Below are 23,597 nucleotides of genomic sequence, written 5' to 3' on the forward strand. Positions count from 1 at the left end.
CGGCCGCTCGGTTACGGTCAACCGCTTTCGATCTTTCCAATGTCAGCAATGAAACTGCCGTCGTGCACAAGCGTTGGGAGGAAGACCGATCGAAGGAGCCTCCCCATGCCGAAGAAGCCCAACTCCTCGCCAGCCCTCGACAATAGCCTCGACATACACCAGCCCGGCACCGGCAAGACTGCGGTCAAGAGCGACAAAGGCAATGCCGGCGAGCTTCAACAGCATATCGACGGCGACGATCATCGCGACGGACGCGCGCATCTCACCGACAATTTCGGGCACCGTATTTCGGACAATCAGAACAGCCTGAAGGCCGGCGAGCGCGGTCCGACGCTGCTCGAGGATTTCGTCCTTCGCGAGAAAATCTTCCACTTCGACCACGAGCGGATTCCCGAGCGCATCGTCCACGCGCGCGGTTCGGGCGCGCATGGCATCTTCGAATGCACACGTGCGATCCCCGAACTCACCAAAGCCGACATTTTCCAGGAGACAGGCAAGACGTGCCCGGTCTTCGTCCGCTTCTCGACCGTCGCGGGCGGCGCAGGCTCGGTGGACACGCCGCGCGACGTGCGGGGTTTCGCCGTAAAACTCTACACCGACGCCGGTAACTGGGACCTCGTCGGCAACAATATTCCCGTCTTCTTCATCCAGGATGCGATGAAGTTTCCGGACCTCGTCCACAGTGTAAAGATGGAGGCCGATCGGGGCTATCCGCAGGCGGCAAGCGCCCACGATACATTCTGGGACTTTATCGGCCTGATGCCCGAAAGCTTCCACATGATCATGTGGGCGATGTCCGACAGGGCCATCCCGCGCAGCTTCCGGACCATCGAAGGTTTCGGGGTTCACACCTTCCGTTTCGTCAATGCGAAGGGCCGCGCCAAATTCGTGAAATTCCACTGGAAGCCTGTACTCGGCCTCCAGTCGACCCTCTGGGACGAAGCGGTAAAAATCGCGGGCGCCGACCCCGACTATCAGCGCCGCGACTTGTTCGAGGCCATCGACGGCGGCGACTTTCCGCAATGGGACCTCGGCGTGCAGGTGTTCGACGAGGCGTTCGCCGAGAAGCAGCCTTATGATGTGCTCGATGCGACCAAGCTGATCCCCGAGGAGGATGTGCCGGTCGAGATTATCGGTCGCATGACACTCAACCGCAATCCCGACAATTTCTTCGCCGAGACTGAACAGGTCGCCTTCCTGCCCTCGAACATCATTCCAGGTATCGATTTCACCAACGACCCGCTGCTACAGGGCCGGCTCTTCTCCTATCTCGATACGCAAAAGTCGCGGCTCGGCACTACCAACTTTCACCAGATTCCGGTCAACGCGCCCAAATGCCCGTTCCACAATTTCCAGCGCGACGGGATGATGCAGACGCTCGTGCCCAAGGGACGCGCCAATTACGAGCCGAACAGTCTCGCCGATGCCGGAGAGGATACAGGTCCCCGCGCCTGCCCCGAGACAGGCTTCACAAGCTTCCCCGCAAATACCGAACGCAACGATCCGGGCGAGAAGCTGCGCATTCGCGCCGACCTCTTCGCCGACCATTTCAGCCAGGCGCGTCTCTTCTTCCGTTCGCAGACCGAAAATGAGCAAGCGCATATCGCCTCGGCGCTGGTATTCGAGCTCTCCAAGGTGACGCTCGATCATGTCCGTGTGCGCGTTGTCGGCCAGCTCCGCAATATCGACGAGGCTCTGGCCAAGCGCGTTGCGAACGGCCTCGCGATCGATCTGCCCGCAAAGATCAAACCCGCCAAGGCAGCGACCGACATGGCGCCCTCGGACGCGCTCTCGATCCAGAAGCGCCCGCGCCCCGGCATCAAGGGCCGCAAGGTCGCCATCCTCTTTTCCGAAGGCTCGGACAAGGCCGCGATCGATCGGCTCAAGAAGGCGATCGAAAAGGCTCGCGGCACCGCCTTCCTCGTTGCGCCGAAGGTCGGCGGCATCCCGGTCAGCGACGGCACGCTGAAGGCCGACGGCCAGCTCGCGGGTTCGCCCTCGGTACTGTTCGATGCGGTCGCCTCGATCCTGACCGAAAATGAATCCGAAAAGCTCACCCGCGAAGGCGCTGCGGTGCAATGGCTCATGGACGCCTTCAGCCATTGCAAGACGATCGCGCATGACGAGGGCAGCCAGCCGCTCCTCGACAAAGCTGGGGTCGAGACGGACGATGGGGTGGTGCCGCTCAAGGATTTCATGAGGGTCGGAACGCAGCGTCATTGGGATCGCGAACCCAAGGTCCGTACCCTGTCGTGACCGACCGCAAGCCGAAGGAGGGAGCGGCCGACGGCGCACTCACCCGGAAACAAGACCTGCGGACGGGCAGACCCATTTGGTCGGCGCATCGGCGCCCTTCCATCCCAACGCATGCGCTCACGCGCGACATCAAGACGGATATCGCAATCGTCGGCGCCGGGATCACCGGCGCGCTGATCGCCGAGACGATGACAGAGGCGGGGCTCAGCGTCGTGATCGTCGATCGCCGCGGCCCCGTGGAGGGTTCGACGGCCGCGTCAACGGCGATGCTCCAATATGAACTCGATACGCCGCTTCACCTGATGGCCGAGCGGATCGGGCGCGACCATGCCGAGCGCCTCTGGCGCCGCTCGCGCCAGGCGGTCGATGCGCTGCGCGAACGAACCGAGCGGCTTGGCATCGACGCCGACGCCGCGACGCGCGGCTCGATCTATCTCGACGGCAATATTCTCGACGCCAAAGGTCTGGCCCGCGAAGCCGATGCCCGGCGCCGCGCGGGATTCGAGGTCGAACTCCTCGGTCCCCGAGCGGTCGAGGAGCGTTATGGCATCCGCCGGCGCCACGCGATCATCGGCTTTGGAAATTATAGCGCCGACCCGCGCCGACTGGCGGCGGGCTATCTCAACGCCGCGATTGCGCGTGGCGCCCGGCTCTACACGCCGGTTGAGGTCATCGCAGTCGCGCCGCAACCTGCAAGCGTGAGGCTTTACAGCCAGAACGGCGCGAGCATCGAAGCAAGGCACATCATTTTCGCAACGGGTTATGAGATGCTCAAAGGCATCCCGCGCAAGGGCAACAAGATCATATCGAGCTGGTCGATCGCGACACGGCCGCAGCCCCGCGCGATCTGGCCCACGGCGGCGCTGATCTGGGAAGCGGCAGATCCCTATCTGTACATCCGGACCACATCGCAGGGCGAGGTCATCTGCGGCGGCGAGGACGAGGAGATTACCGACTCCGGCGCGCGCGACGCGAAGCTCGACGAGAAAGCCCGCACATTGTCGCGCAAGCTTTCGGCGCTGCTTCCCGGTATCGACGCCGAGCCAGCCTTCGCCTGGGCTGGCAGTTTCGGGACGAGCCCGGTCGGTTCACCCACGGTGGGTCGCATTCCGAAAATGCCGAATTGCTATGCCGCAATGGGTTATGGTGGCAATGGGATCACCTTCGCGATGATGGCTGCGCAGATGCTGCGAGGACAGATCATGGGTACTGGCGATGCCGACGCCGATCTCGTCAGCTTCTACCGGAAATTCTGAGGCCAGCCGGCAATCCAGCCTTTGTTAGAAGGGCATGCCGGCAGCCCGGGAAAGCCGCCGGCATGCAAAGGGGCGCGAGGGGGCGCCGAGAGATTAAGGAAGCGTCCGGCGCCCGCGACCGAAGATAAGCGCAGCGACGAACAGCACGGCAGCAATGATCAAAAGGATCTTGGCGAATTCGGCCGAGAGGCCGGCGATGCCCCCGAAACCGAGCAGCGCCGCAACCAGCGCGATGACAGCAAAGATAATGGCCCAACGAAACATGATAATCTCCCTTGCAGAGGCGCGACCATCCACGCTCCGGCACGCATGCCGGAGCAGCGGACCGCGCCGCCATTTCAACTAGTCTTGATAAACGAATAACGCCGTCAGCGAATCAAGGTTCCGGACATGCCGGCTTACATCGTTGCAAATTCGGCTGGCGGCAGGCCATTCGTGCGGGCGACTTCCCTCAGTTCTTCCTTGCGAGCCAGCATCCGCTCGCCAAGCGCGTCGAGATCGACGTCAGCGGCGCGCGCCTGCTGGAACATGTTGTCGTGCTGCTTTTCTTCCTCTTTCACATGATGCTTGATCTCTTCGGAGAGCACGGTGACCTTCGCCTCGAAAAACTCGTCCTCGGGGCCGGAGGCAACGATCTCGTTGATCAGCACCTTGGCGCCGTCATGCTCGACATAGGCTTCCTTGAGGAGATCGTCGTCGATCTTGCCCTTGAGCGCAGGATAGAAGACTTCTTCCTCGATCTGAGCATGGATTTTGAGTTCAGTGCAAATCTCGTCGGCGATCTTGCCCTTCTCGCCCGCGCTGCTTGCCTTCTCGAACTTCGCGAACAGGCTTTCGACCGCACGGTGATCGGCAGCGAGAATGTGGGTGGCATCGGTATCGGTCGGCTTCATGGCGTCCTCCATTGGCTCCCACCCGCACCTGTCAAACGATGACCCCGCGCGAAAGTTTCCTGGACACAGCGGCGTCGGAAAAAATCGAAACATGGAATTTGTCGCCGGCTCCAGCAGGACCGGGAGAGTCAGACGAGGCTCCGCGATCCATACCGGGGACCATCAAATAAAGGCCGCGCTCATTCCAAAGCTTGTTGGGCGCGGCTTGCGGCCGGGCGTGGGCGCGAACGGTCGCCCGATCGAGACAGGAGAAAGAGTATGAACCGAAAATCAATCTGCATTAAATTTCGGACGTCTCCGGCTAGGGCAGAATTCAAAAGGTTCACTAGACGGGCTTTCTCCGTACCGTTCCTTCCAATAAAAAATTCACGTCTGGATCGATTGGGAGTTCAAAATGACCGTCGGCACCACGACAACCCGCAACTTCGATCGATGCAATATTAAACACACTCGGCTCCCGAAAAAACAGGGCCCGCTGCGTCCACTCAACGCTATGTACGCCTTCGATCAACCATCGGAATCGCCTTGACCATATCGCCTGAAGGCCCCGAGAATCCGTTCCATCTCTGCCCCATCGAGCAATTTCGGGCCGCCGATCGCAAGCGTGCCGCAATAGACCGCGGCCTGTTCCTCGATTTCCTCGGCAATCGCCATCGCAACGGGGAGCTTGGGGCCCAGCGCGATCAGCCCGTGATTGGCCATCAGGCATGCGAAACGCCCGTCGAGCGTCTGCACGACACCCTCGGCCAGTTCCTCGCTGCCGAATGTCGCATAGGGCGCAACCGGAACGCTTGCCCCGCCGCTGACGGCCACCATGTAGTGGAGCGGCGGGATTTCGCGGTGCGCGCAAGCGAGGATCGTCGAATGGCGGGCGTGGCAATGCACGATCGCATTGGCATCGGGCCGGCGCCGATACAGCCCCATATGCATCCGCCATTCGCTCGACGGCCGCGCCGATCCTTCGGCAACGCGCCCGTCGCCATCGACAAAGACCATCAGATCGGCGGTCAGGCGATCCGGGGTCACGCCCGAGGGCGTCACGAACATGCCCGATGCAAAACGCACCGAAAGATTGCCCGACGTCCCGCGATTGAGACCGCGCGCGTCGAGCGCACGCATCGCGTCGACCAACTGTTGCCGGGCGTCCTCTTCGATCATCACTTCTCTTCCTTCACCGGCGTATCGCGCATGAACGTCAAGGTCGTATCATAGCTTTCCAGCTTGCCCAGCGTGCCAACGCCCAGCGCGACCTGCGCGGCGGTCGCAACGCCGAAACGCAGCGCCTCGGCATGGTCGAGACCGCGCGTGCGGCCCGCGATATATCCGGCGCACAGGCTGTCGCCGCAACTGGTTGTATCCACCGGATCGATCCGGTGCGCGGCGACATGGATTTGCCGGTCGGGCAGAATGAGCAAGGCCCCCTCGCCGCCCATCTTGATCAGGCAGCCGCCCGCACCGCGCGCCATGAACCGATGCGCGCCCTCGACCGGATCGTCGGTGCCCGCCAGCGCGCGAACCTCGGCAAGGCTCGGCATGAACAGGTCGACGCACGGCAGCAATGTGTCGAGATCGGCCTGTGCGGCGTCGGAGGGCGCGATCAGGTCGCATGATGTGAACACCCCGCGCGCCTGCGCCGCGCGCAGCAAGTCGCTGCCCTTTCCGGCGGCGCCCGGAAAGCCCACACTGCCCCAGTGGACGGCGGCAGTGTGGGCTAGCGCGGCAAACACCGCGTCGGTGACGGGCGCAAAAATGCTTGCCCCCATCATGTGCCAGTTCGGACGGTCGCCATTGGGGCGGATCGGCAGAACCGTCGTCGATGTCGGCCATTGGGGATCGACCGCGAGCAAGCTGGTATCGACCCCTGCAGCATCGAACATCGAACGGATCAACTGCCCCTGCGGGTCATCGCCGACCGCCGAGGCAATGGCCGTACGAAGGCCCAGTTTCTGCGCAACGAGCGCGGTGCCGCCCGCCGTGCCGGCGGGGGACAGGACGATCTTTTCGACGATCTGCCCGGCCTCGCCCTCGGGCAAGGAGGCCACCGGATAGACCGTTATGTCGATCGTCGTGAGCCCGACGGCGAGCAGGTCGAGTTGCATCGTCAGCCGGCCGTCGCCGCCGCAAGCGCGACCAATATGGGGTGCGGTTCCAGGTCGCCGCGCCGGGCCGCGAGCGCCGCAAGGGCGTCATCGGCCGCAGCGAGCGTCAGATCGATGTCGGCGTCGGTCATCGCGGCGCACAGGAACATATTGTGCCAGGGATGCATATAGACGCCGCGTGCGAGCATCTCTTCCGCCCAGCCATAGCCGACGCGGAAGTCGGGATCATCGGCGAACATGATCTGCGGCATCTGGACCGGCCCCGTCTGGCGCAGCGTAAAGCCATGCCCGGTCGCGGCGGCGTCGAGCCCCGACCGCAAGCGGTCGCCCAGACGGACCATATGCTCGAGATAATCGCTCTCGCGGATGATCTTCAGCGTCTCGATCGCCGCAGCCATCGGGACCGCCGACAACCAGAAGGATCCGGTGGCATAGATGGACCCGGCGCCCTCGCGGCAGCTGTCAGATCCCAGCAACGCCGATATGGGGTGTCCGTTGGCGAAGCATTTGCCCCAGGCGCTGAGATCGGGCTGAACGCCCAATTCGCTCCAGCTGCTGCCACGCGCAAGGCGGAAGCCCGCGCGAACCTCATCGACGATCAGCATCGCCCCCGTCTGGTCGCAAAGTTCGCGCGCGCGGCGGGCATAAGCGGGTTCGGGCGCTTCCTGATCGATGAAGGCGTCGTGCCGGAAGGGCGAAGCGAAGACGGCGGCGAGGTCCCCTCCCGCATCCGCGACCGCCGCCTCGAGGCTGGCGACGTCATTATAGACATAGGTGCGGACATGCGCGCGATCTTCCGCCACCGTGCCGGCGGGGATCGGCGTGCACCAGGGCGCGGCGCCATGATAGGCGCCCTTGGCAACCAGCACGATCCGCTTGCCCGTCTGCGCGCGCGCGCTGCTCATGGCCATCGTCGTCGCGTCGGTGCCGTTCTTGCAGAACATCGCCCAGTCGGCATGGTCGACCATCGCGACCATCGTTTCGGCAAGCTCGACCATCAATGGCGACGGCCCGGTGAGCGTGTCGCCAAGCGCCGCCTGTGCCTGTGCGGCGGCATCAACCCGCTCGTCGCGATAGCCGAGCAGGCTTGGCCCATAGGCGCACATATAGTCGAGATAGCGATTGCCATCGGCATCCCAGATATAGGCGCCCTCGGCCTTGCTGAAAAATTGGGGGAAGCTGTCCGGCAGCATCCGCACCGATTCATGCCCGTACATCCCGTTGGGAATCACTTTCAGCGCGCGCGCACGCAGCGCGGCATCCTGTATTCGGCTCATATCCATCTCGCTTGCTGGTCAGAATTTCAGAACGGCCTGGACGCCATAGGTCGCCGGGTCATTATAATTTACCTGGTCCATGGTCACGACAGGCGAAACATAGGTGATGAAGCGCGTGCCGGTGATATTCTTGCCCCACAGCGCAAGTTCCAGATTCTCGTCGGCCGACAGCCACGAGAACCGGACGTTCGCCGTGCCATAGGGTTTGACCCGGTTGGCCCGGACATTATCGGGGGTGAGGAAGGTTTCCGACTGGAGGCTGCCGTCGACGCGCAGGCGCAGCGCACTATCGCCCGGCAACGGCTGCGTGACCGAGAAGCCGGCCGAGAGCGCGACTTCGGGCGCGTTGACAAGCTTGTTGCCCGAATAATCGTCCGCCGCCAGCGCCGTGAAATCCTTGTATCGCGCATGGAGGAAGCTTGCGTTGACGAAGGCGTTGAAATTGCGCGACGGCTGCGCCTGCAATTCGACTTCGACGCCGTACAGCTCGGCATTGCCTGCGTTGAGCTTGCGCTGAACGGGCAGCACGCCCGAGGTGTCGAAAACGAACACCTGCAGGTCGCGATAATCATAATAGAAGGCCGCCGCATTGAACCGCAGCGCGCGGCCGAGCAGGTCGCTCTTGAAGCCCGCTTCATAAGCGTAGAGCTTCTCCGACCGGAACGGCTGGAGCTGCGCGGGGTCGCTCGATGAGCCGCCGGCGAAGCCGCCGCTGTTATAGCCCTTCGACGATGACGCATAGAGGAGCAGATCGTCGGTCGCCTGGAACGACAGCGCGGCGCGCCACGACAGATCCTTGAAGGTCTTCGAACCGGTGAAGTCGAGCACGGGCACGGTGATCACATCATCGAAGAAGCTGTGGAAATCGAAATCGATGCTGTCGACCGAATAGCGCAGTCCCCCGGTCAGCGTCAGCCGGTCGGTCAGCTTGACGTCGGCCTGCGCGAAGGCGGCCCAGCTTTCGGTCTTCTGCGTATAGGGATAGGCGAAATTGCCGATCGAATTCACCGGGTCGAGCGTCCCGAGCAGATCATCCGGGTCGCGGAAGACGCGCAGAATGTCGAACGCGCTTTCGGTGACGAGCTTGTCGTTGAAATAATAGCCGCCGACGATCCAGTTGACCGCACCGCCGTCGCGCGACTGCAGCCGCAGTTCCTGGCTATATTGCGTCGGCCGGTCGACATAGGTCGCGGTCAGCACATTGTTCGGGCTGGCGTCGGTGTCCTCGACGGTGCTGCGGCGGACCTGTTCATAGGCGCTGATCGAGGTGAGCGTGACGCCGCCCATGTCGATGCTCGCCGTCAGCGAGCCGCCGAACACGTTGACGCGTTCCTGCCCCTCGACGTCGTAATCGCCGGCGTTGAGGTCGCCGTCAGTGTCGGCATAGCCAAGGCCGTCGAGCGGCACGCCGTCCGCGAACGTCGGATTGCCTGCAAAGTCGATACCCGACCCGCGATGCTGGAACTGTCGTGCTCCGCCGCGATTCTGGCCGCCGTGCACGATCGCCCGGATCAATATGTCCGAATTGGGTGTGAAGTCGACAATCGCCCGGCCTGCCCACATGTCGAGGTCGTTGAGCTTGTTCCCGGTCACGCGGTTGAGCAGCCAGCCGTCGCGACGCAGATAGGTGCCCGCGACGCGCGCCTTCAGCACATCGCCGACAATCGGGCCGCCGACGCCGCCCTCCAGCTGTACTTCGTTGAAGCGACCATAGGAGAGCGCCGCATTGGCGGTGAATTCATCGGTCGGCTTGCGTGAGGAGAAACGGATCGCACCCGCCGTGGTGTTGCGGCCATAGAGCGTGCCCTGCGGCCCCTTCAGCACTTCGATGCCTTCGCTGTCGAAGACGTTGAACAGCTTGCCTGCGTTCGCGCCAAGGAAGACGTCGTCGACATAAACGCCGACCGCGCCGGTCGTGTTCGAGTTGAAATCGCCGATGCCAACGCCGCGCAGGAACAGCGAGGTCGTCGTCGCGGAGGTGCCGGCCTGCGACGACAGGCCCGGCACGAGGATGGAGAGGTCACGCGGATCGCGGATGCCGACTTCGGTGAGCGCGTCGCCGCTGATCGCGGTGATGCTGATCGGCACGTCCTGGATATTCTGCGAGCGCCGCTGGGCGGTGACGACGATGTCGCCAATCCCCTCCTGCTCGGCCGCCGCAGCCACGGATGAAGCGTTCTCCGACTCCTGCGCCGCCGCAACTGCGGGGGCCAAAGCCAGCAACGAGACCGAAATCATTGCAAAACTGCGTTTCATCGACTTCCTCTTCTCCATTTTCGGATATTTATCCGGTTTAGAGAGCAAGAGACCGCAAAGGAGTCAAGAATATTTCACATTCCCGACTTTCGAATCAGATAAATGGTTGATTTGTATTTTGCCATCGGTGATGCATGAAGGTGTCAGGAGCATGCATGACCACAGGTGAAATAATCCGTGCCGAGATCCGCCGCCCCGCGCAGAAGCGCAGCCGGGCGCGGTTTGAGGCGATCCTCGACGGGGCCGAACGCCTGCTCGAGACCCTGCCCCCTTCGGCGATCAGCATCCACGCGATCGCGGCCGAGGTCGGCATCTCGCCGCCATCCATCTATCATTTCTTCCCCGAGCCCCACCTGGTCTTCAGCGCGCTTGCCGAGCGCTATCTGAAACGGTTCGAAGCCGGGGTGCTGACCGAAGTTCCGCAAGATATCGAAAGCTGGCAGGATCTGCAGACGCTGCAATATCGCGCCGGGCAAAAATGGTTCAATGACCACCCCGCCGCACGCCAAGTCCTGCTCGAAGGCCCGGCATGGTCTTCCGACATTCGCCTCCAGGATCTCGACAGCAATTTCGTGACTGCAGGACGCAGCATCGAATTGATGACGCAGATGTTCGTTATGCCCGACATTCCCGACCTGCACGACCGGCTGGTCGAAGTCATCGTGATCAATGATGCGATCTGGTCGCTGTCGATCCACCGCCACGGGCTGATCACCGACGAGATGGAGGAACAGGCGCGCCGGGCTCGCATCGCCTATTCGCGAACCTTCCTTCCCGAATATCTGCCGCTGCGCATCGACCGGAAGACTGCACCTTGACCGCGCCGCTCTCGCCGGTCACCGGCCGGACGCTCGCGACCTCGATCCTGATCGGCTCTTGCGCACTGCTGGTGCTGGGCGTCCAGCCGGTCCTGCTCGGCGCGATGGTCCAGGAAGGGCGCATTGCCGAAGCGCAGGTCGGCAATCTGGTGACGATCGAAATGCTCGCCATGGTTCTGGGATCGCTGGCCGGCATCGGGTTGCTCCGCAAAACGGGCGCGCGGGTCGTGATCGGCGCGGCCGGACTGGCCCTCGCCGCCATGAATCTGATGATGACGGGTCAGTCGGGGATGGCGATCCTCGCACCGGTCCGCGCCGTCGCAGGGTTGAGCGAAGGCGTGCTCGTCGCCTCCGCCCTCGTCGCCATTTCGCGCGTGACCCGGGTCGAGCGCGCCAGCGCGATCTTCCTCGCCGTTCAAACGCTGCTGCAGGCCATCGTCGCGGCGGCGCTTCCCTTCATAGCCATCGTCAGTTCCCGCACCGACACCGCGCTGATCGCGCTCGCCGGCGCCGGCGCGGTCGCCGCGGCATCGGCGCTGTCGCTTCCGCATCACCTGCGGCCGGCGGCGCCCGACAGCGAGCGCGGCGCCCTGAACCGGGCAAGCCTCACCGCGCTGCTGGGTGCAGGGCTGTTCCTCGGCGCCATCGTCTCGGTCTGGAGCTATTTCGGCCTCTGGCTCATCCATTATGGGTATCCCCCGACCTTCGAGGGCACCGCCATTTCCTTATGCCTTGTCGCGCAAGTCGTCGGCGCCCTGACCGCCGCCCGTTTTGGCGAGCGGCTGCCCAGTCGCCAGACGATTTCCGCCTGCGCGCTCGCCGGCGCCTTGCTGGTCGCGCTCTTCTTCGTGGGCCGTGACAATGCCGCTGCCATATTGGCGGTCAGCGTGGCCTTCGGCTTCGTCTGGCTCTTTACCCTGCCCTTCTTTGCCGGATGGCTGATCGAAATCGACCCGGGCCGCCGCGCGGTCCTTTATCTGACGGCCTTCCAACTCGGCGGCGCGGCATTGCTACCGTCGCTGGCGGGCGTCGCCGTCGGCAATTTCTCGGTCGACGCAGCGCTGATGTTCAGCGGCGCGATCTTCCTTGTGCTGGCAGCCGTGCCATTACTGAGCAGGCTCACAACCCGCCCCTGACGACCGGTCTGGGCTGGTCGTAGTGCGGCCGGCGTTCGAAGATCGGCAATTCCATCGCGAAGCCTTTATTGCGAATCGTTTGCAATTATGACGCCATTGCAGCATAGACGCATCCTCGGGGTTCGGAGACCGCGACGGGTTTAAGAGAGCGATACAGGTGAAACACGAGCAGTCGGCGGAGTGGGTCTTCATGACGCATCGCGCCGTGCTGATCGACTATGCCGCAAAAATCGTCGGCGATCGGGGGCAGGCCGAGGACATTGTCCAGGACGCCTGGCTGCTCGCGGCGAAGATGGATAGCGCCGTGATACGCGAGCCGCTGGGCTATTTGCGGCGGACGGTCCGCAACCTTGCGATCGATCTTCTGCGGCGACAGGCCCGCGAGACGCGGGTTTGCGGGGGCGATCTGGAAACGGCTATCAACACTGTACAAGACCCGCAGGGATCGCCCGAAGCCCTCCTGTCCTCGCGCCGCGACCTTGCCTGCGTTCTTCGCATTCTGCGCGGCCTGCCCGACCGGCAGCGGATCGCAATCGAGATGCATCGGTTCGGGCAGTTCAAGCTGCGCGAAATTGCGGACCGGCTGAACATATCGGTCTCGCTGGTGCATCTGGCGATTTCGGAAGGCTTGGCCACCTGCGCCGACCGCTGCGGAATCGATCGGACCGGCGCATGAAACGAAGAGAATTTTTGAAAAACGGAGCAGCCCGTTCGTCCTGTTCGCATGAGATTCCGTCGACCGCTTTTTCTTCGCCACGGGCAGCGCTCGATAGCGCGCCCGGCATCGCGGGACATGCTGGTGGATAACGATCTGCACGCTCTCCACCGACAGGCGGCCGACTGGCTGATCCGGCTTCGCGAGGAACCGGACGACCGCGAGGCGGCGGACGCATTCGAGGCATGGCTGGATCAGGAACCCGCCCATGTTCGCGCCTGGGCCTCGGTGTCCGCCATGTTCGAAGCCATCGGCGAGACGCGGCCGGAACATGCCGACGCATGGCGCACCGAAAACGCCGCAGCTTTCCGGACACCCGCCCGGCGCCTGTATCGGCGCTGGGGACAGGTCCCGCGCGCACGAGCGCCGGGACGGCGGCAGCTGGGCGCCGCCGTCGCTGCGGCACTCCTGTGCGCATGGATCGCACCGTCCGCCATCCTCTTTGCCCGTGCCGACCATATGACGGGCACGGGTGAAATGGAGCTTGTCACCCTCGATGACGGCAGCGCCGTGCGGCTGGGCCCGGATAGCGCGATAGCGGTCGATTATCAGGCCGGCGCGCGCACCGTCCGGCTGCTCGCCGGGCAGGCTTGGTTCGATGTGAAACACAATCCCGGTGCCCCCTTCCGCGTTGCGGCGGGCGATGTTCGCACCACCGTGCTGGGCACCAGCTTCGATGTGCGGCGGATCGGATCGACCACCGCGGTATCGGTCCAGCGGGGCCGCGTGCGGGTGGTCGATCATGGGGCCGCCCCCGCCCCGGTACGCGAACTGACGACCGGCGAATGGGCGCGCCTCGACGCGCGGCATCGCATGACTCACGGCACCGACAACCCGGCGCTGCTCGGCGCCTGGCGCGAGGGGCAGCTGATCGTTCGCAACCGCCCGGTCGGCGAGGTGATCGACGAGCTGCGCCCTTGGTATCGTGGCCGGATCATCGTGTTGAGCCCCGCACTGAAGGATCGGCGGATCGACGGCGTCTTCGACGCCCGCGATGCCATGACCGCCCTGACCGCGATCGTGCGGCAGGAGGGCGGATCGGTCCGCAGATTGACGCCATGGCTGATCGTCATCTCGTAAAAATATCCCGCGCCGAAAAATTATTTTGAAAAAATGGTCCGTGCGCTCGTCTCCTTCTGGTAAGGCTTAAATGCTAATATGTCGCATTAGCATTTAAGCGTCGCGAAAGGAGATTACTACGATGCGCGGTGCCAGGGAATTTGCGGGATATAACAGGATGGCCATGCTGGCGGGCATGATGCTGGCCAGCTCGACCATCGCGATGATGGCGGCGACGCCCGCCATGGCGCAGGTAAGCGAAACCCGCGAATTCAACATTCCGGCCCAGCCGCTTCAGGATGCGATCGTCCAGTTTCACCGCCAGTCCGGTATTCAGGTCACCGCTTCGGGCGGGACGACGGCCGGGCGCCTCGCCGGCGCCGTCCGCGGCCGCCAGACCACGACGCAGGCGCTGGGCAGGCTGCTCGCAGGCACCGGCCTGCACTGGCGCTGGGTGAACAAGCAGAGCGTCGCGCTGGAACCGGCCCCTGAAGTCGCCGACGGCACCGTCCAGCTCGGCACCTTGCGTGTCGAAGGCGCGACCGAAGGCGAAGCGTCCGGCGGGAACAATCATCGCGCCGCTGGTTGGGATGGAACCGCCGGCTCCATTTATGTGACCCCGGGGTCTGTCAGCGTCGTCACCAAGGATCAGCTGGAAGCCTATCCCGCCCAGTCGCCCGCCGACATGTTGCGCGGAACGACGGGCATCATCTCGGGCGAGGCACGCACCAGCGGCGGGCTCGACGTCAATATCCGCGGGCTGCAGGGACAGGGCCGCGTGCCCGTGACGGTCGATGGCGCCATCAACGGCACGACCGTCTATCGCGGCTATCAGGGCACCAGCAACCGCAGCTTCGTCGATCCCGATTTCATCAGCCACATCTCGATCGAAAAAGGCCCGTCGATGGGCAATGCGATCGCGGGCGGCATCGGCGGCAGCATCAGCATGTCGACGCTTTCCGCCGATGACATCATCCCCGACGGCGACACGATGGCGCTCCGGCTGAAGGCATCGATCTCGACGAACAGCAGCACGCCGGGGTCGCAGATGACGCGCAGCCTGCTGCAGCCCAAGGATTCCGCGGGCGACAGCTTCCTCGCCACCCGGGAGAATGTGCGCCCCGCCTTTCTCAGCGCAACCGGCGGTTCGGGCAGTCTGGTCTTCGCGCGCAAGAGCGACCTGCTCGATATCGTCGCCGGCTATTCCTTCCGGCGCTCCGGCAACTATCATGCGGGCGCCAATGGCAAATATGCGCCGCAGGAAACGGGGACGCCGTCGCAGCTTTGCGCCAGTTCTCCGACCGACTGGCAGCTGCGCGAATTGTGCGAGCGCGCCGCCGGATTCTATGATCGCTATGGCTCCACCCCCTTCGTCGGCGGCGAAGAGGTGCTCAACAGCTCGACCGACACCGAATCCGTGCTGGTCAAAGCCACGCTGCGCCCGGCGGACGACCATATCGTCGAATTCGGCTATGGCGGTTACTGGAGCGTCTTCGGCGAAAACTATCCGGGCTCGTTGGGCAGCGCGACTGCGACGGTCTTTCAGGCCGACTTTCTTTCGCGAACCAGCCTCGACCGCTTTACCGGCCGTTATCGCTGGAACCCCGCAAGCCAGATGATCGATCTCAAGGTCAATGGCTGGCTGTCGAAGCTGGAGGAAGCAGCGCCCTCGTTCGGCAATTTCGACCTGACGCGCCGCTATGTGGACAGCTGGGGCGCCGACCTCGCCAACAGCAGCCGACTGGCCACGCCAGCCGGACAGCTGTCGGCCGACTATGGCGCCTCCATCCTCCGCGAAAAGGCAGGACCGGTCGGCAAATGGATGCCCGGCGGATCGCAGCCGCCGGGCCGCGAAGGCACCCGGCGTGAGGTCAGCCTCTTCTCGCAATTCGCGCTGGAGCCTGTCTCGTGGCTGCGCCTCGACGCGGGGCTGCGCTATCAGCATTACAAGCTGCACGACCGGCAATCGGGCACGATCTATAACACCGACCTGATCGACCGCGCCGAAGATGCCGTCAGCTACTCGCTGGGCGCCGCCGTCATGCCGATCGACGGGCTGCAATTCTTCGCCAGCTACAAACAGGCGGCCCGGCTTCCCTCGCTGATGGAAGCAACCACCGGCTTCTTCATGATCGCCAACCCCGACCTGCACAAGGAAGAGGCGCATAATTGGGAGGCCGGCGTGAACTATATCCGGACGGGTCTTTTCTCCGGCGATGACGATCTGGGCGTGAAGCTCGCCTGGTTCGACAATGATATCGAGGGTTATATCTCGCGCCGTTACATCACGCAGAAATTCGCGATGCAGATGTATAATATCGACCGCGCGCAGTTCCGCGGGCTGGAAGGCAGCATCAGCTACAAGGTCGGCGGGTTCAGCCTCGACGCGGGCGCGACATGGTATGACCGGATCCAGTTCTGCCGCACGGCGGGCGCTCCGTGCATCGAAAGCTCGCTCGCGTCGGATTATGCGACCAATTACATCCCGCCGCGCTGGTCGGCCAATCTGCACCTCAATCAGAAACTGCTCGGCGACCGCGCCGCGATCGGTGCCCGCATCACCTATATCGGCAAGCGCGCGGGCGGGGCGGAAAAGCCGCAGACCGGCTATATGCCGCTGATTTCGGCAATTCAGTGGCATCCCTATGTGATCGCCGACGTCAACGCCCGGATGAAGGTCGCCGACGGACTGTCGTTCGATGTCAGCGTCGATAATCTGTTCGACCGCTATTATAACGAAGCCATGAGCCTTGGTTATGTGCCGGCCCCCGGCCGCACGTTCCGCATTGGCGTCACCAGCACCATGGCGTCAAAATCGGGCATGTGGCCGGGCAACTGGTTCGGCGCGAAGGGCAACGCCGATCCGGTCGACTGGTCGGGCCCCTATGTCGGCGCAGACTTCGCCTATGGCCTCGGCCGCATCCGCGGCGATGTCACCGACAATGCCGGAAACCCCGCCGATCTGGTCAACGGCAGCCGCGTCGCGATCGATCCGCGCAACGCGATGGGCGGGCTCCATGCGGGCTTCAACTATCAGTTGCCGGGTAATGTCGTGCTCGGGATCGAAGCCGGGCTGATGACCACAAATCTCGGCGGCAGCACAGAGGTCGCGATCACCGAAGAAAGCACATCGACCGAATATCTGCAGAGCTGGCACAAGCTGGAATCCGACACCCGCTATAATATGGACCGGCTTATCTCGCTGCGCGGACGGCTGGGCTATTCGCTGGGCCAGACTTTGCTCTACGGATCGGCGGGCATCGGCTGGCTGCGCGAGACCGATACGCGCAACCAGTATCGATCCACCTCCAGCCAGAACCGCGGCATCGGCACCGACGTCGAACATTATCTGGTCGAAAAGGATCGCAAGACGCGGACGGGCGTGATTCTCGGCGGCGGGATCGAGCGCGCGATTGGCAGCAACTGGTCGATGCGTGTCGAATATGACTATGCCCGCTTCGGCCGCGAAACCTTTCGCTTCGACAAGGCCCGCGCGGGAATCAGCCTGCCCTACAGCGATTTCGATTCCGGTTGGAACGACGACGGATCGGTCTGGTACGAATTTATCGAAGGCCCCGGCAACTCGACGATCGTGACCGGCCGCAAGGTCGACACCCGCGCAGACCTCCACATGCTGCGCGTCGGCGTCAGCTATCGCTTCTGAGGATATGGATATGATCACCTTGACCGAACTGCCGCTGTCGAAGCGGCTGAAGACCGAAACCCATGCGGTGCACGACACGCTCGACCGGTCGATCATGGCGGCGGCGAGCTTTGCCGATGTCGCGGGCTATGCCCGCTTCGTCGAACTGCAATATCTTTTCCACCGCGACATCGACGCGCTCTATGACGTTCCGGCGCTTCAGGCGTTGTTTCCGGGGCTGGCGGAACGGCGGCGCCTGTCGCTGATCACCGCCGATCTGGACGATCTGGGGCGGGATCTTCCGACCACGTCCCAGCCCCGCGCCTTCGAACCTCCGGTGCCCGACATCGCGGCGGCTGCCGGCTGGCTCTATGTCGCCGAAGGATCGAATATGGGCGCGGCCCTGCTGCGCAAGCAGGCCGCGAAACTGGGCCTCTCCGATAGCTGCGGCGCGCGCCATCTCGCCCCGGCGCCGGAGGGACCGGCCGCGCATTGGCGATCCTTCACCGCTGCGCTCGATGCAATCGCCCTCGACGAAGAGGGGCGGCGTCAAGCCGTCGCGGGCGCCAACGCCGCCTTTGCCCGTGTGCAGGCCTTTGCCGATGCACGGCTCGGCTGATCCTGCACCCTCGCGCCCGCGAAGCGGACGGCTCGCTCGCGGCCTCTGGCTGTCGGCCGGCCTGCTGCTCGTCGGCGTGGGGATTGTCGGGATATTCGTGCCGCTGCTGCCGACGACCGATTTCATGCTGCTGGCCTTGCCATGCTTTGCGCGATCCTCGCCCCGCCTCGAGGCATGGCTGCTCAACCACCCGCGTTTCGGCCCCGGATTGCGCGCATGGCGCAACGAGCGCGCAATCCCCCGCCGGGCAAAGGTCATGGCCGGTATCGGCATGCTGGTCGGTTACGCGCTCTTCTGGGGGCACGTCCGTCCCGGCTGGATCTGGTCGCTCGCCATTGCCGCCTTCATGCTCTTCTGGCTGATCTGGGTCTTGCGCCGTCCCGAACCGGCGGCGGCGCAATGAGCTACGACCCCGTCGGAGATGACGTATCGCGGTCGCCTGCCGAGGAAGATATGCGCGCAAGCGAAGGCGCCTATCGCCCCGCCGAAAGGCGTGCGGCCGGACCGCTTGCCGTCCGGCCGCCGCGGTACAGCGACAGCCGGACCGACTGGCGCACGCGGTCGGTCGGCATGGGCGGCACGGCGATGGTGTTTTTGGCGATCTTCGCCGCTGCATTTCTCAGCTGGCGAACCCTATATCCCGTCCGCACCATTTCCGAACCTCTGGCGGTCAGCCTCCAGCCGCTGTCGTCGCCCGACACGGTTCAGGAGGTCCCCGACGGCCCCATCATGGTCGAACAGCAACCCGCCCGGCAAAGGCGCCCGATCGAAATGCAGCCTCCGCTACCGCTTCGCGAGGCCCCCAGCGAACCCGTTTCGTCCGAACCCGCCGCCGATCCGTCGCCCCCCGCAAAGCCGGTCACCGAGACGAGAGCGCCCAAATCCATCCCGGCCCCGCCCGCCCGGCAGGCGTCGAGCAATGTCAGCGCGACATGGGAGGCGCAGTTGCTCGCGCATCTCGAAAAATATCGCCGCTATCCGGCCGCCGCGCGTGCGCGGCGCGAACAGGGCGTCGTCCATGTGCGTTTCCGTATGAACCGCGAAGGCCGGCTGCTGTCGGCCGAAGTCCTGCGCTCTTCGGGATCGACCGCGCTCGATCGCGCCGCGCTCGACACCGTCCGCCGCGCCCAGCCGCTTCCCGCGATTCCGCCCGAAAAGCCCGATCCGCTTGAGCTTTCCGTTCCGGTCGAATTCTTCGTCAAACGCCAGTGAACGGCCGCCATCAAGCGCGGGACGCGGCAAGCCCGACGCCTTTTTTGTCCGGCGCATGAAAATCGGGGCGGCCCCTTTGCGGGTGCCGCCCCAGTTTTATGTCCGTCGGGAGAGGGAGAGGACGGACCGGAGATTGGTGTCCTGGCTTGGTCGTGGGCTTAGCGGGCAGCAACCTGGCTGTCGGCCTGAGCTTCGGTGACGCCGGCGAGCTTCAGCGCGGCGCGGAACTGCTTGGCGGCGGCGCGTTCATTGCCAGCTGCGCACAGCTTGTTGCCGGTCGAAACAAAGCGCTTGGCGCTGGCCTGCTTGCCACCTTCGGCGCTGTCGGCGGCGGTACGAGCCTGATCGGCCAGCCCGGCGCAGCGATAATCGCCGCCCGACTGGGCATAGGCCGGCGAAGCCGACGCCATCAGGCCGGTGAAGGCGAGCGCCGAAGCGGCGACAATCGCCAGAGCGGTGGGAAAGCGGCGGAAAGCGGAGAGCTGATAGGCCATGGGAGAGGTTCCTTTCGTTTCGTTGTGCAACCTTTTTAGCTGCGCTTGCGCACTTAGATAATCCCATATAATCTGCAAGTGGCTTGAAGCAGGATTTAACAATCCCCCATGGGGTGCTCGACGGGATCGAAGCGTTCCTGCGTGTCGCAGAAAGGCGGAGCTTTTCCGCCGCGGCCGCTGACCTTGGCGTTTCGCCTTCGGCAATCAGCCAGACGATCAAAGGCTTGGAGGCGCGCGTCGGCGCGCCTTTGTTCATGCGCACGACGCGCAGCGTCGGACTGACCCAGGCGGGGGAGATGTTCCTCGAACGCGCCGCCCCCGCCTATGCCGGGCTCGCCGATGCCTATGAGTCCGCACGCAACCTTGGCAACCGGCCTGCCGGGCGGCTGCGCATCAACCTGATGCGCGGCGCGGTGCAGCCCTTGTTCGAACCGATCATCGCGGGCTTTTGCGACACCTATCCCGAGATCGAGCTGGAAATTTTCGCCGAAGACGCGCTGACTGACCTGAGCGCCGGCGGGTTCGACGCCGGGGTGCGAATGGGCGAGGCGCTGGAAGCCGACATGATCGCGGTCCGCCTGACCGGCCCGTTCCGCTTCGTCATCGTCGCCGCCCCCGCCTATCTGGAAAAACACGGCCGCCCGCAAAGTCCGGAGGATCTGCGCCACCATCGCTGCGTCCGCATGCGGCTTTCCAGCGGCGCGATGCTTCCCTGGACCTTCGAGCGCGGCAACCGCGAGTTCGACGTCGGGGTCACCGGCCCGGTTATCGTCAACGACTTTACTTCGCTGATGGTCGCGGTACGCGCCGGGGTCGCGATGGGCATGTTCGCCGAGCCCGTCGTCAAGGGACTGGTCGCTTCGGGCGACCTCGAACTGGTGCTCGCCGACTATGCCCCCTCAACCTCCGGCCTGTTCCTCTATTACCCCAGCCGCAAGCATGTGATGCCGAAATTGCGTGCTTTCATCGACTATGTGCGCGATTATCTGCCCGACGACGTCACCGGCTGAGCATCGCATCAAAAGATATTCCACTGGCCGCACAAACAAATCCCTTCACCGCCAGCAGGAAAATTGGGCTAGCGAATCCTCGCGAAAACCGGCAGCTAGTTGTCAACTAAAACGGTTGGGATAATATTGTGCACGAAATTGCGGCGTTCGACTTCTCGGCGATCCTTCCCTTCATCCTGATCGGCTTCGCCGCGCAGCTCGTCGACGGCGCGCTGGGCATGGCATTCGGCGTCATCTGCAACACGTTGCTCGTCGCCGTAATGGGCGTTCCGCCGGCCGTCGCGTCGGCGCGCATCCACGTCGTCGAGGTGTTCACCACCGCCGTGTCGGGGATCAGCCACCTGCTCCACCGCAACATCGAATGGCCGCTCTTCTTTCGCTTGCTCATTCCCGGGGTGATCGGCGGCGTCGCCGGCGCCTATCTGCTGACATCGATCGACGGCAATATCGTCAAGCCCTTCATCCTTGGCTATCTGGTCGCGGTCGGCCTGTGGCTGTTGTTCCGCGGCCTTTTCTATCCGCCGAAGTTCCGCAAGCCCAAGGTGATTGCCCCGCTGGGTCTGGTCGGCGGCTTCCTCGATGCCGCCGGCGGCGGCGGCTGGGGTCCGGTCGTCACGTCGAACCTGCTCGTTCAGGGCGCCGAGCCGCGCAAGGTCGTCGGCACGGTCAACAGCGTCGAATTTTTCCTGACCCTCGCCGTCTCGGCGACCTTCATCTATCATCTGGGCCTCGCCGATATCGCCGGCGCGACGCTGGGCCTGCTCATCGGCGGCGTTGCAGCGGCCCCGCTCGGCGCCTTCATGGCCAAGCGTTTCTCGCCCAAACTTCTGCTGGTTCTGGTCGGCGTGGTGCTGACCGCGACGAGCAGCTTCGGGCTGTGGAAGTTCCTGGCGGGCTAGTTTTCGCGGCTGGCGCCCGAACCGGCGCCAGCCCCAGCCTCCGTCCCGCCAGCCTTCGTCCCGCCGGGCCGTCTAGTTCGCGGATTTTGTCTCGTCGATCTTGTCGACCCATTCGGGAAAGAAGTGCGGCTCGCGCGCCGACCAGCCGGGCGCGGTCGCGGCGGCTTCGCTGATCGACTGGAGCAATATCCTGCGCTTGTCGGGGTGCAGGTGCGGCAGCGATGCTGCCGCGCAGAAGGCCGCCGGCAACCATGGCCGCGCATGACCGCCGAGCAGCCGTTCGTACAGGAAACGATAGGATGCGAAGTCCGGCAGCCGGTCCTGCCCCAGGTCGAACGCCGACACGGCGATCAGCGGCGCCATGAAAAATTCCAGCGAGTCGAGCCCGCTGTCGTCGGGAATATGCGCGCGAATGTCGATCAGCCGCTGATAGACGCGCGCCTGCACGCGGATCGCGGTTTCCTCGACCATATCGCGCGACCAGCGCGAAATCGCATCGTCGCGTTCCAGCCCGATGTCGAGCGAGCGGCGGATATAACGCTGGGTCGCCGCGGGAAAGCCCGCGAATTCCTTGATTTCCGTAATCGACAGATCGCCTGCTGCCGGTCCCGAACGCGTCACCATGGTCGTGCTCCCGCACGGCGCCCGGAGAGCCATCCCCCCGGAGGCCTGCACTGGGCAGTCTGCCACCAAACAGGTTAGCGTCAAGTTAACCATGACTGCGGGAAATGTTCAGCATCGCGCGGGGGCGTTGCGCCGCACTGCGCACAGGCCTAATCAACCTGTCCGACCCACGACACATATAGGTTCATCATGTCGCACGCACCGCAGCCGGTCATCTCGGCCACCGGCCTGTTCACCCCCGCCGAATGCATTTCCAATCAGGAACTCGTCGCCAGCTTCAACGCCTATGTCGCGCGGCATAATGCCGAACATGCGGATGCGATCGCGTCGGGCGATGTCGCCCTACTCACCGAATCGAGCGTCGAATTCATCGAGAAGGCCAGCGGCATCGCTTCGCGCTTCGTCGTCGACAAGGCAGGAATTCTCGACCCCGCGCATATGGCCCCGCGCCTCGCCGAGCGGAGCAACGACGAACTCTCGATCCTCGCCGAGATCGGGGTTGCGGCGGCGAAGGATGCCCTCGCGCGCGCCGGGCGCGACGCGGCGGACGTCGATGCGGTACTGTGTGCGGCGTCGAACATGCAGCGCGCCTATCCCGCGATGGCGGTCGAAATTCAGGACGCGCTCGGCATCGACGGTTTCGGTTTCGACATGAATGTCGCCTGCTCCTCGGCGACCTTCGGCATCCAGACCGCCGCCGACTATATCCGCGCCGGCCATGCCCGAAGCGTCCTCGTCGTGAACCCCGAAATCTGTTCGGGCCACCTCAACTGGCGCGACCGCGACAGCCACTTCATCTTCGGCGACGTTGCAACCGCGATCCTCGTCGAGGACAAGGCGATCGCGCCTGCTGGCCATTGGGATATTCTGGGCACCAAGCTCAAGACGCAATTCTCGAACAACATCCGCAACAATTTCGGGTTCCTGAATCGCGCCCATGGCGACATCGATCAGTCCAGTGCCAAAACCGACAAGCTCTTCGTTCAGGAGGGCCGCAAGGTGTTCAAGGAAGTCGTGCCCTGGGTCGCCAATCTGATCGTCGAGCAGATGGAAAAGCTGGGCCTTGAGGGCGGCGACATGCGCCGCCTGTGGCTGCATCAGGCGAACACCAACATGAACCGGCTGATCGCGCACCGCGTGCTGGGGCATGAAGCCAGCGAAACCGAAAGCCCCACCGTACTCGACACCTATGGCAATACGTCGAGCGCCGGATCGATCATCGCCTTCCACCTCCACCATGACGATCTGGCGGCGGGCGACACCGGACTGATCTGTTCGTTCGGTGCGGGTTACTCGGCGGGTACGGTGTTTATCCGCAAAACATAATCCGT

At 64.0% G+C, this 23,597-nt stretch carries 21 protein-coding genes; 13 read left to right on the forward strand and 8 right to left on the reverse strand.

What is annotated here, in order from left to right:
• The first annotated feature begins 105 nt into the window (after positions 1-105).
• Together ACSYDV_RS19310 and ACSYDV_RS19315 are read left to right on the forward strand one after the other, a co-directional pair.
• On the forward strand, positions 106-2,256 hold the full coding sequence (locus ACSYDV_RS19310) for a catalase (protein ID WP_438325561.1): 2,151 nt from the start codon (positions 106-108) through the stop codon (positions 2,254-2,256).
• Positions 2,253-3,512 carry an NAD(P)/FAD-dependent oxidoreductase gene (locus ACSYDV_RS19315; RefSeq protein ID WP_438325562.1) on the forward strand — a complete coding sequence of 420 codons (1,260 nt, stop codon included), beginning with the start codon at positions 2,253-2,255 and terminating at the stop codon, positions 3,510-3,512. The genes ACSYDV_RS19310 and ACSYDV_RS19315 overlap by 4 nt, the downstream gene beginning before the upstream one ends.
• Positions 3,513-3,605: 93 nt before the next feature.
• Here the strand turns inward: ACSYDV_RS19315 and ACSYDV_RS19320 are convergent, their stop codons facing one another.
• From ACSYDV_RS19320 to ACSYDV_RS19345, 6 genes are all read right to left on the reverse strand, one after another.
• Complete coding sequence (locus tag ACSYDV_RS19320; protein WP_438325563.1) at positions 3,606-3,776, reverse strand: DUF1328 domain-containing protein; 171 nt, start codon at positions 3,774-3,776, stop codon at positions 3,606-3,608.
• Between the two features lie 134 nt (positions 3,777-3,910).
• On the reverse strand, positions 3,911-4,405 hold the full coding sequence (locus ACSYDV_RS19325) for a hemerythrin domain-containing protein (RefSeq protein ID WP_438325564.1): 495 nt from the start codon (positions 4,403-4,405) through the stop codon (positions 3,911-3,913).
• Between the two features lie 507 nt (positions 4,406-4,912).
• Entirely contained in the window at positions 4,913-5,563 is a 651-nt protein-coding gene (locus ACSYDV_RS19330) for a class II aldolase/adducin family protein (protein ID WP_438325566.1), read from the reverse strand.
• Positions 5,563-6,504 carry a carbohydrate kinase family protein gene (locus ACSYDV_RS19335; RefSeq protein ID WP_438325569.1) on the reverse strand — a complete coding sequence of 314 codons (942 nt, stop codon included), beginning with the start codon at positions 6,502-6,504 and terminating at the stop codon, positions 5,563-5,565. The genes ACSYDV_RS19330 and ACSYDV_RS19335 overlap by 1 nt, the downstream gene beginning before the upstream one ends.
• Before the next feature lie 2 nt (positions 6,505-6,506).
• Positions 6,507-7,781: an aminotransferase class III-fold pyridoxal phosphate-dependent enzyme gene (locus ACSYDV_RS19340; protein WP_438325571.1), complete on the reverse strand. Its 1,275-nt coding sequence runs from the start codon at positions 7,779-7,781 to the stop codon at positions 6,507-6,509.
• An 18-nt stretch (positions 7,782-7,799) separates the two neighbouring features.
• Positions 7,800-10,037, reverse strand: coding sequence for a TonB-dependent receptor (locus ACSYDV_RS19345; RefSeq protein WP_438325573.1), 2,238 nt, complete (start codon positions 10,035-10,037; stop codon positions 7,800-7,802).
• Positions 10,038-10,192: 155 nt separating this feature from the next.
• On the opposite strand from ACSYDV_RS19345, the gene ACSYDV_RS19350 reads away from it, so the two are divergent.
• The 8 genes from ACSYDV_RS19350 (at position 10,193) to ACSYDV_RS19385 (ending at position 19,239) form a co-directional block, all read left to right on the forward strand.
• The gene (locus tag ACSYDV_RS19350) at positions 10,193-10,855 is read left to right on the forward strand and encodes a TetR/AcrR family transcriptional regulator (RefSeq protein WP_438325574.1); all 663 of its coding nucleotides are present in this window, start codon (positions 10,193-10,195) and stop codon (positions 10,853-10,855) included.
• The gene (locus ACSYDV_RS19355; RefSeq protein WP_438325576.1) at positions 10,852-11,991 is read left to right on the forward strand and encodes an MFS transporter; all 1,140 of its coding nucleotides are present in this window, start codon (positions 10,852-10,854) and stop codon (positions 11,989-11,991) included. Before ACSYDV_RS19350 ends, ACSYDV_RS19355 begins: the two co-directional genes overlap by 4 nt.
• A gap of 157 nt (positions 11,992-12,148) precedes the next feature.
• Positions 12,149-12,667 carry a sigma-70 family RNA polymerase sigma factor gene (locus ACSYDV_RS19360; RefSeq protein ID WP_438325577.1) on the forward strand — a complete coding sequence of 173 codons (519 nt, stop codon included), beginning with the start codon at positions 12,149-12,151 and terminating at the stop codon, positions 12,665-12,667.
• A gap of 123 nt (positions 12,668-12,790) precedes the next feature.
• The gene (locus tag ACSYDV_RS19365) at positions 12,791-13,786 is read left to right on the forward strand and encodes a FecR family protein (RefSeq protein ID WP_438325578.1); all 996 of its coding nucleotides are present in this window, start codon (positions 12,791-12,793) and stop codon (positions 13,784-13,786) included.
• Between the two features lie 121 nt (positions 13,787-13,907).
• A complete protein-coding gene (locus ACSYDV_RS19370; protein ID WP_438325580.1) occupies positions 13,908-17,429 on the forward strand; it encodes a TonB-dependent receptor domain-containing protein in 3,522 nt (1,173 codons plus the stop codon).
• Between the two features lie 10 nt (positions 17,430-17,439).
• On the forward strand, positions 17,440-18,027 hold the full coding sequence (locus tag ACSYDV_RS19375) for a biliverdin-producing heme oxygenase (RefSeq protein ID WP_438325581.1): 588 nt from the start codon (positions 17,440-17,442) through the stop codon (positions 18,025-18,027).
• Positions 18,011-18,430 carry a YbaN family protein gene (locus ACSYDV_RS19380; RefSeq protein WP_438325582.1) on the forward strand — a complete coding sequence of 140 codons (420 nt, stop codon included), beginning with the start codon at positions 18,011-18,013 and terminating at the stop codon, positions 18,428-18,430. Before ACSYDV_RS19375 ends, ACSYDV_RS19380 begins: the two co-directional genes overlap by 17 nt.
• Complete coding sequence (locus ACSYDV_RS19385; RefSeq protein ID WP_438325584.1) at positions 18,427-19,239, forward strand: energy transducer TonB family protein; 813 nt, start codon at positions 18,427-18,429, stop codon at positions 19,237-19,239. The genes ACSYDV_RS19380 and ACSYDV_RS19385 overlap by 4 nt, the downstream gene beginning before the upstream one ends.
• A gap of 158 nt (positions 19,240-19,397) precedes the next feature.
• Here ACSYDV_RS19385 and ACSYDV_RS19390 read toward each other — a convergent pair whose 3' ends face one another.
• Positions 19,398-19,733: a hypothetical protein gene (locus tag ACSYDV_RS19390; protein WP_438325585.1), complete on the reverse strand. Its 336-nt coding sequence runs from the start codon at positions 19,731-19,733 to the stop codon at positions 19,398-19,400.
• Positions 19,734-19,816: 83 nt separating this feature from the next.
• Here ACSYDV_RS19390 and ACSYDV_RS19395 point away from each other — a divergent pair, with 83 nt between their 5' ends.
• Positions 19,817-20,743 (forward strand): LysR family transcriptional regulator, encoded by a 927-nt coding sequence (locus tag ACSYDV_RS19395; RefSeq protein WP_438325586.1) that lies wholly within the window; start codon positions 19,817-19,819, stop codon positions 20,741-20,743.
• A 128-nt stretch (positions 20,744-20,871) separates the two neighbouring features.
• Positions 20,872-21,642, forward strand: a complete 771-nt coding sequence (locus tag ACSYDV_RS19400) for a sulfite exporter TauE/SafE family protein (protein WP_438325587.1) — start codon at positions 20,872-20,874, stop codon at positions 21,640-21,642.
• A gap of 72 nt (positions 21,643-21,714) precedes the next feature.
• On the opposite strand, the gene ACSYDV_RS19405 is transcribed toward ACSYDV_RS19400, so the two are convergent.
• Positions 21,715-22,266 carry a hypothetical protein gene (locus tag ACSYDV_RS19405; protein WP_438325589.1) on the reverse strand — a complete coding sequence of 184 codons (552 nt, stop codon included), beginning with the start codon at positions 22,264-22,266 and terminating at the stop codon, positions 21,715-21,717.
• A gap of 189 nt (positions 22,267-22,455) precedes the next feature.
• On the opposite strand from ACSYDV_RS19405, the gene ACSYDV_RS19410 reads away from it, so the two are divergent.
• The gene (locus tag ACSYDV_RS19410; RefSeq protein ID WP_438325590.1) at positions 22,456-23,592 is read left to right on the forward strand and encodes a beta-ketoacyl-ACP synthase III; all 1,137 of its coding nucleotides are present in this window, start codon (positions 22,456-22,458) and stop codon (positions 23,590-23,592) included.
• Positions 23,593-23,597 lie beyond the last annotated feature (5 nt).

The sequence above is a fragment of the Sphingopyxis selenitireducens genome (genome assembly GCF_051550705.1).
Taxonomy (GTDB): domain Bacteria; phylum Pseudomonadota; class Alphaproteobacteria; order Sphingomonadales; family Sphingomonadaceae; genus Sphingopyxis.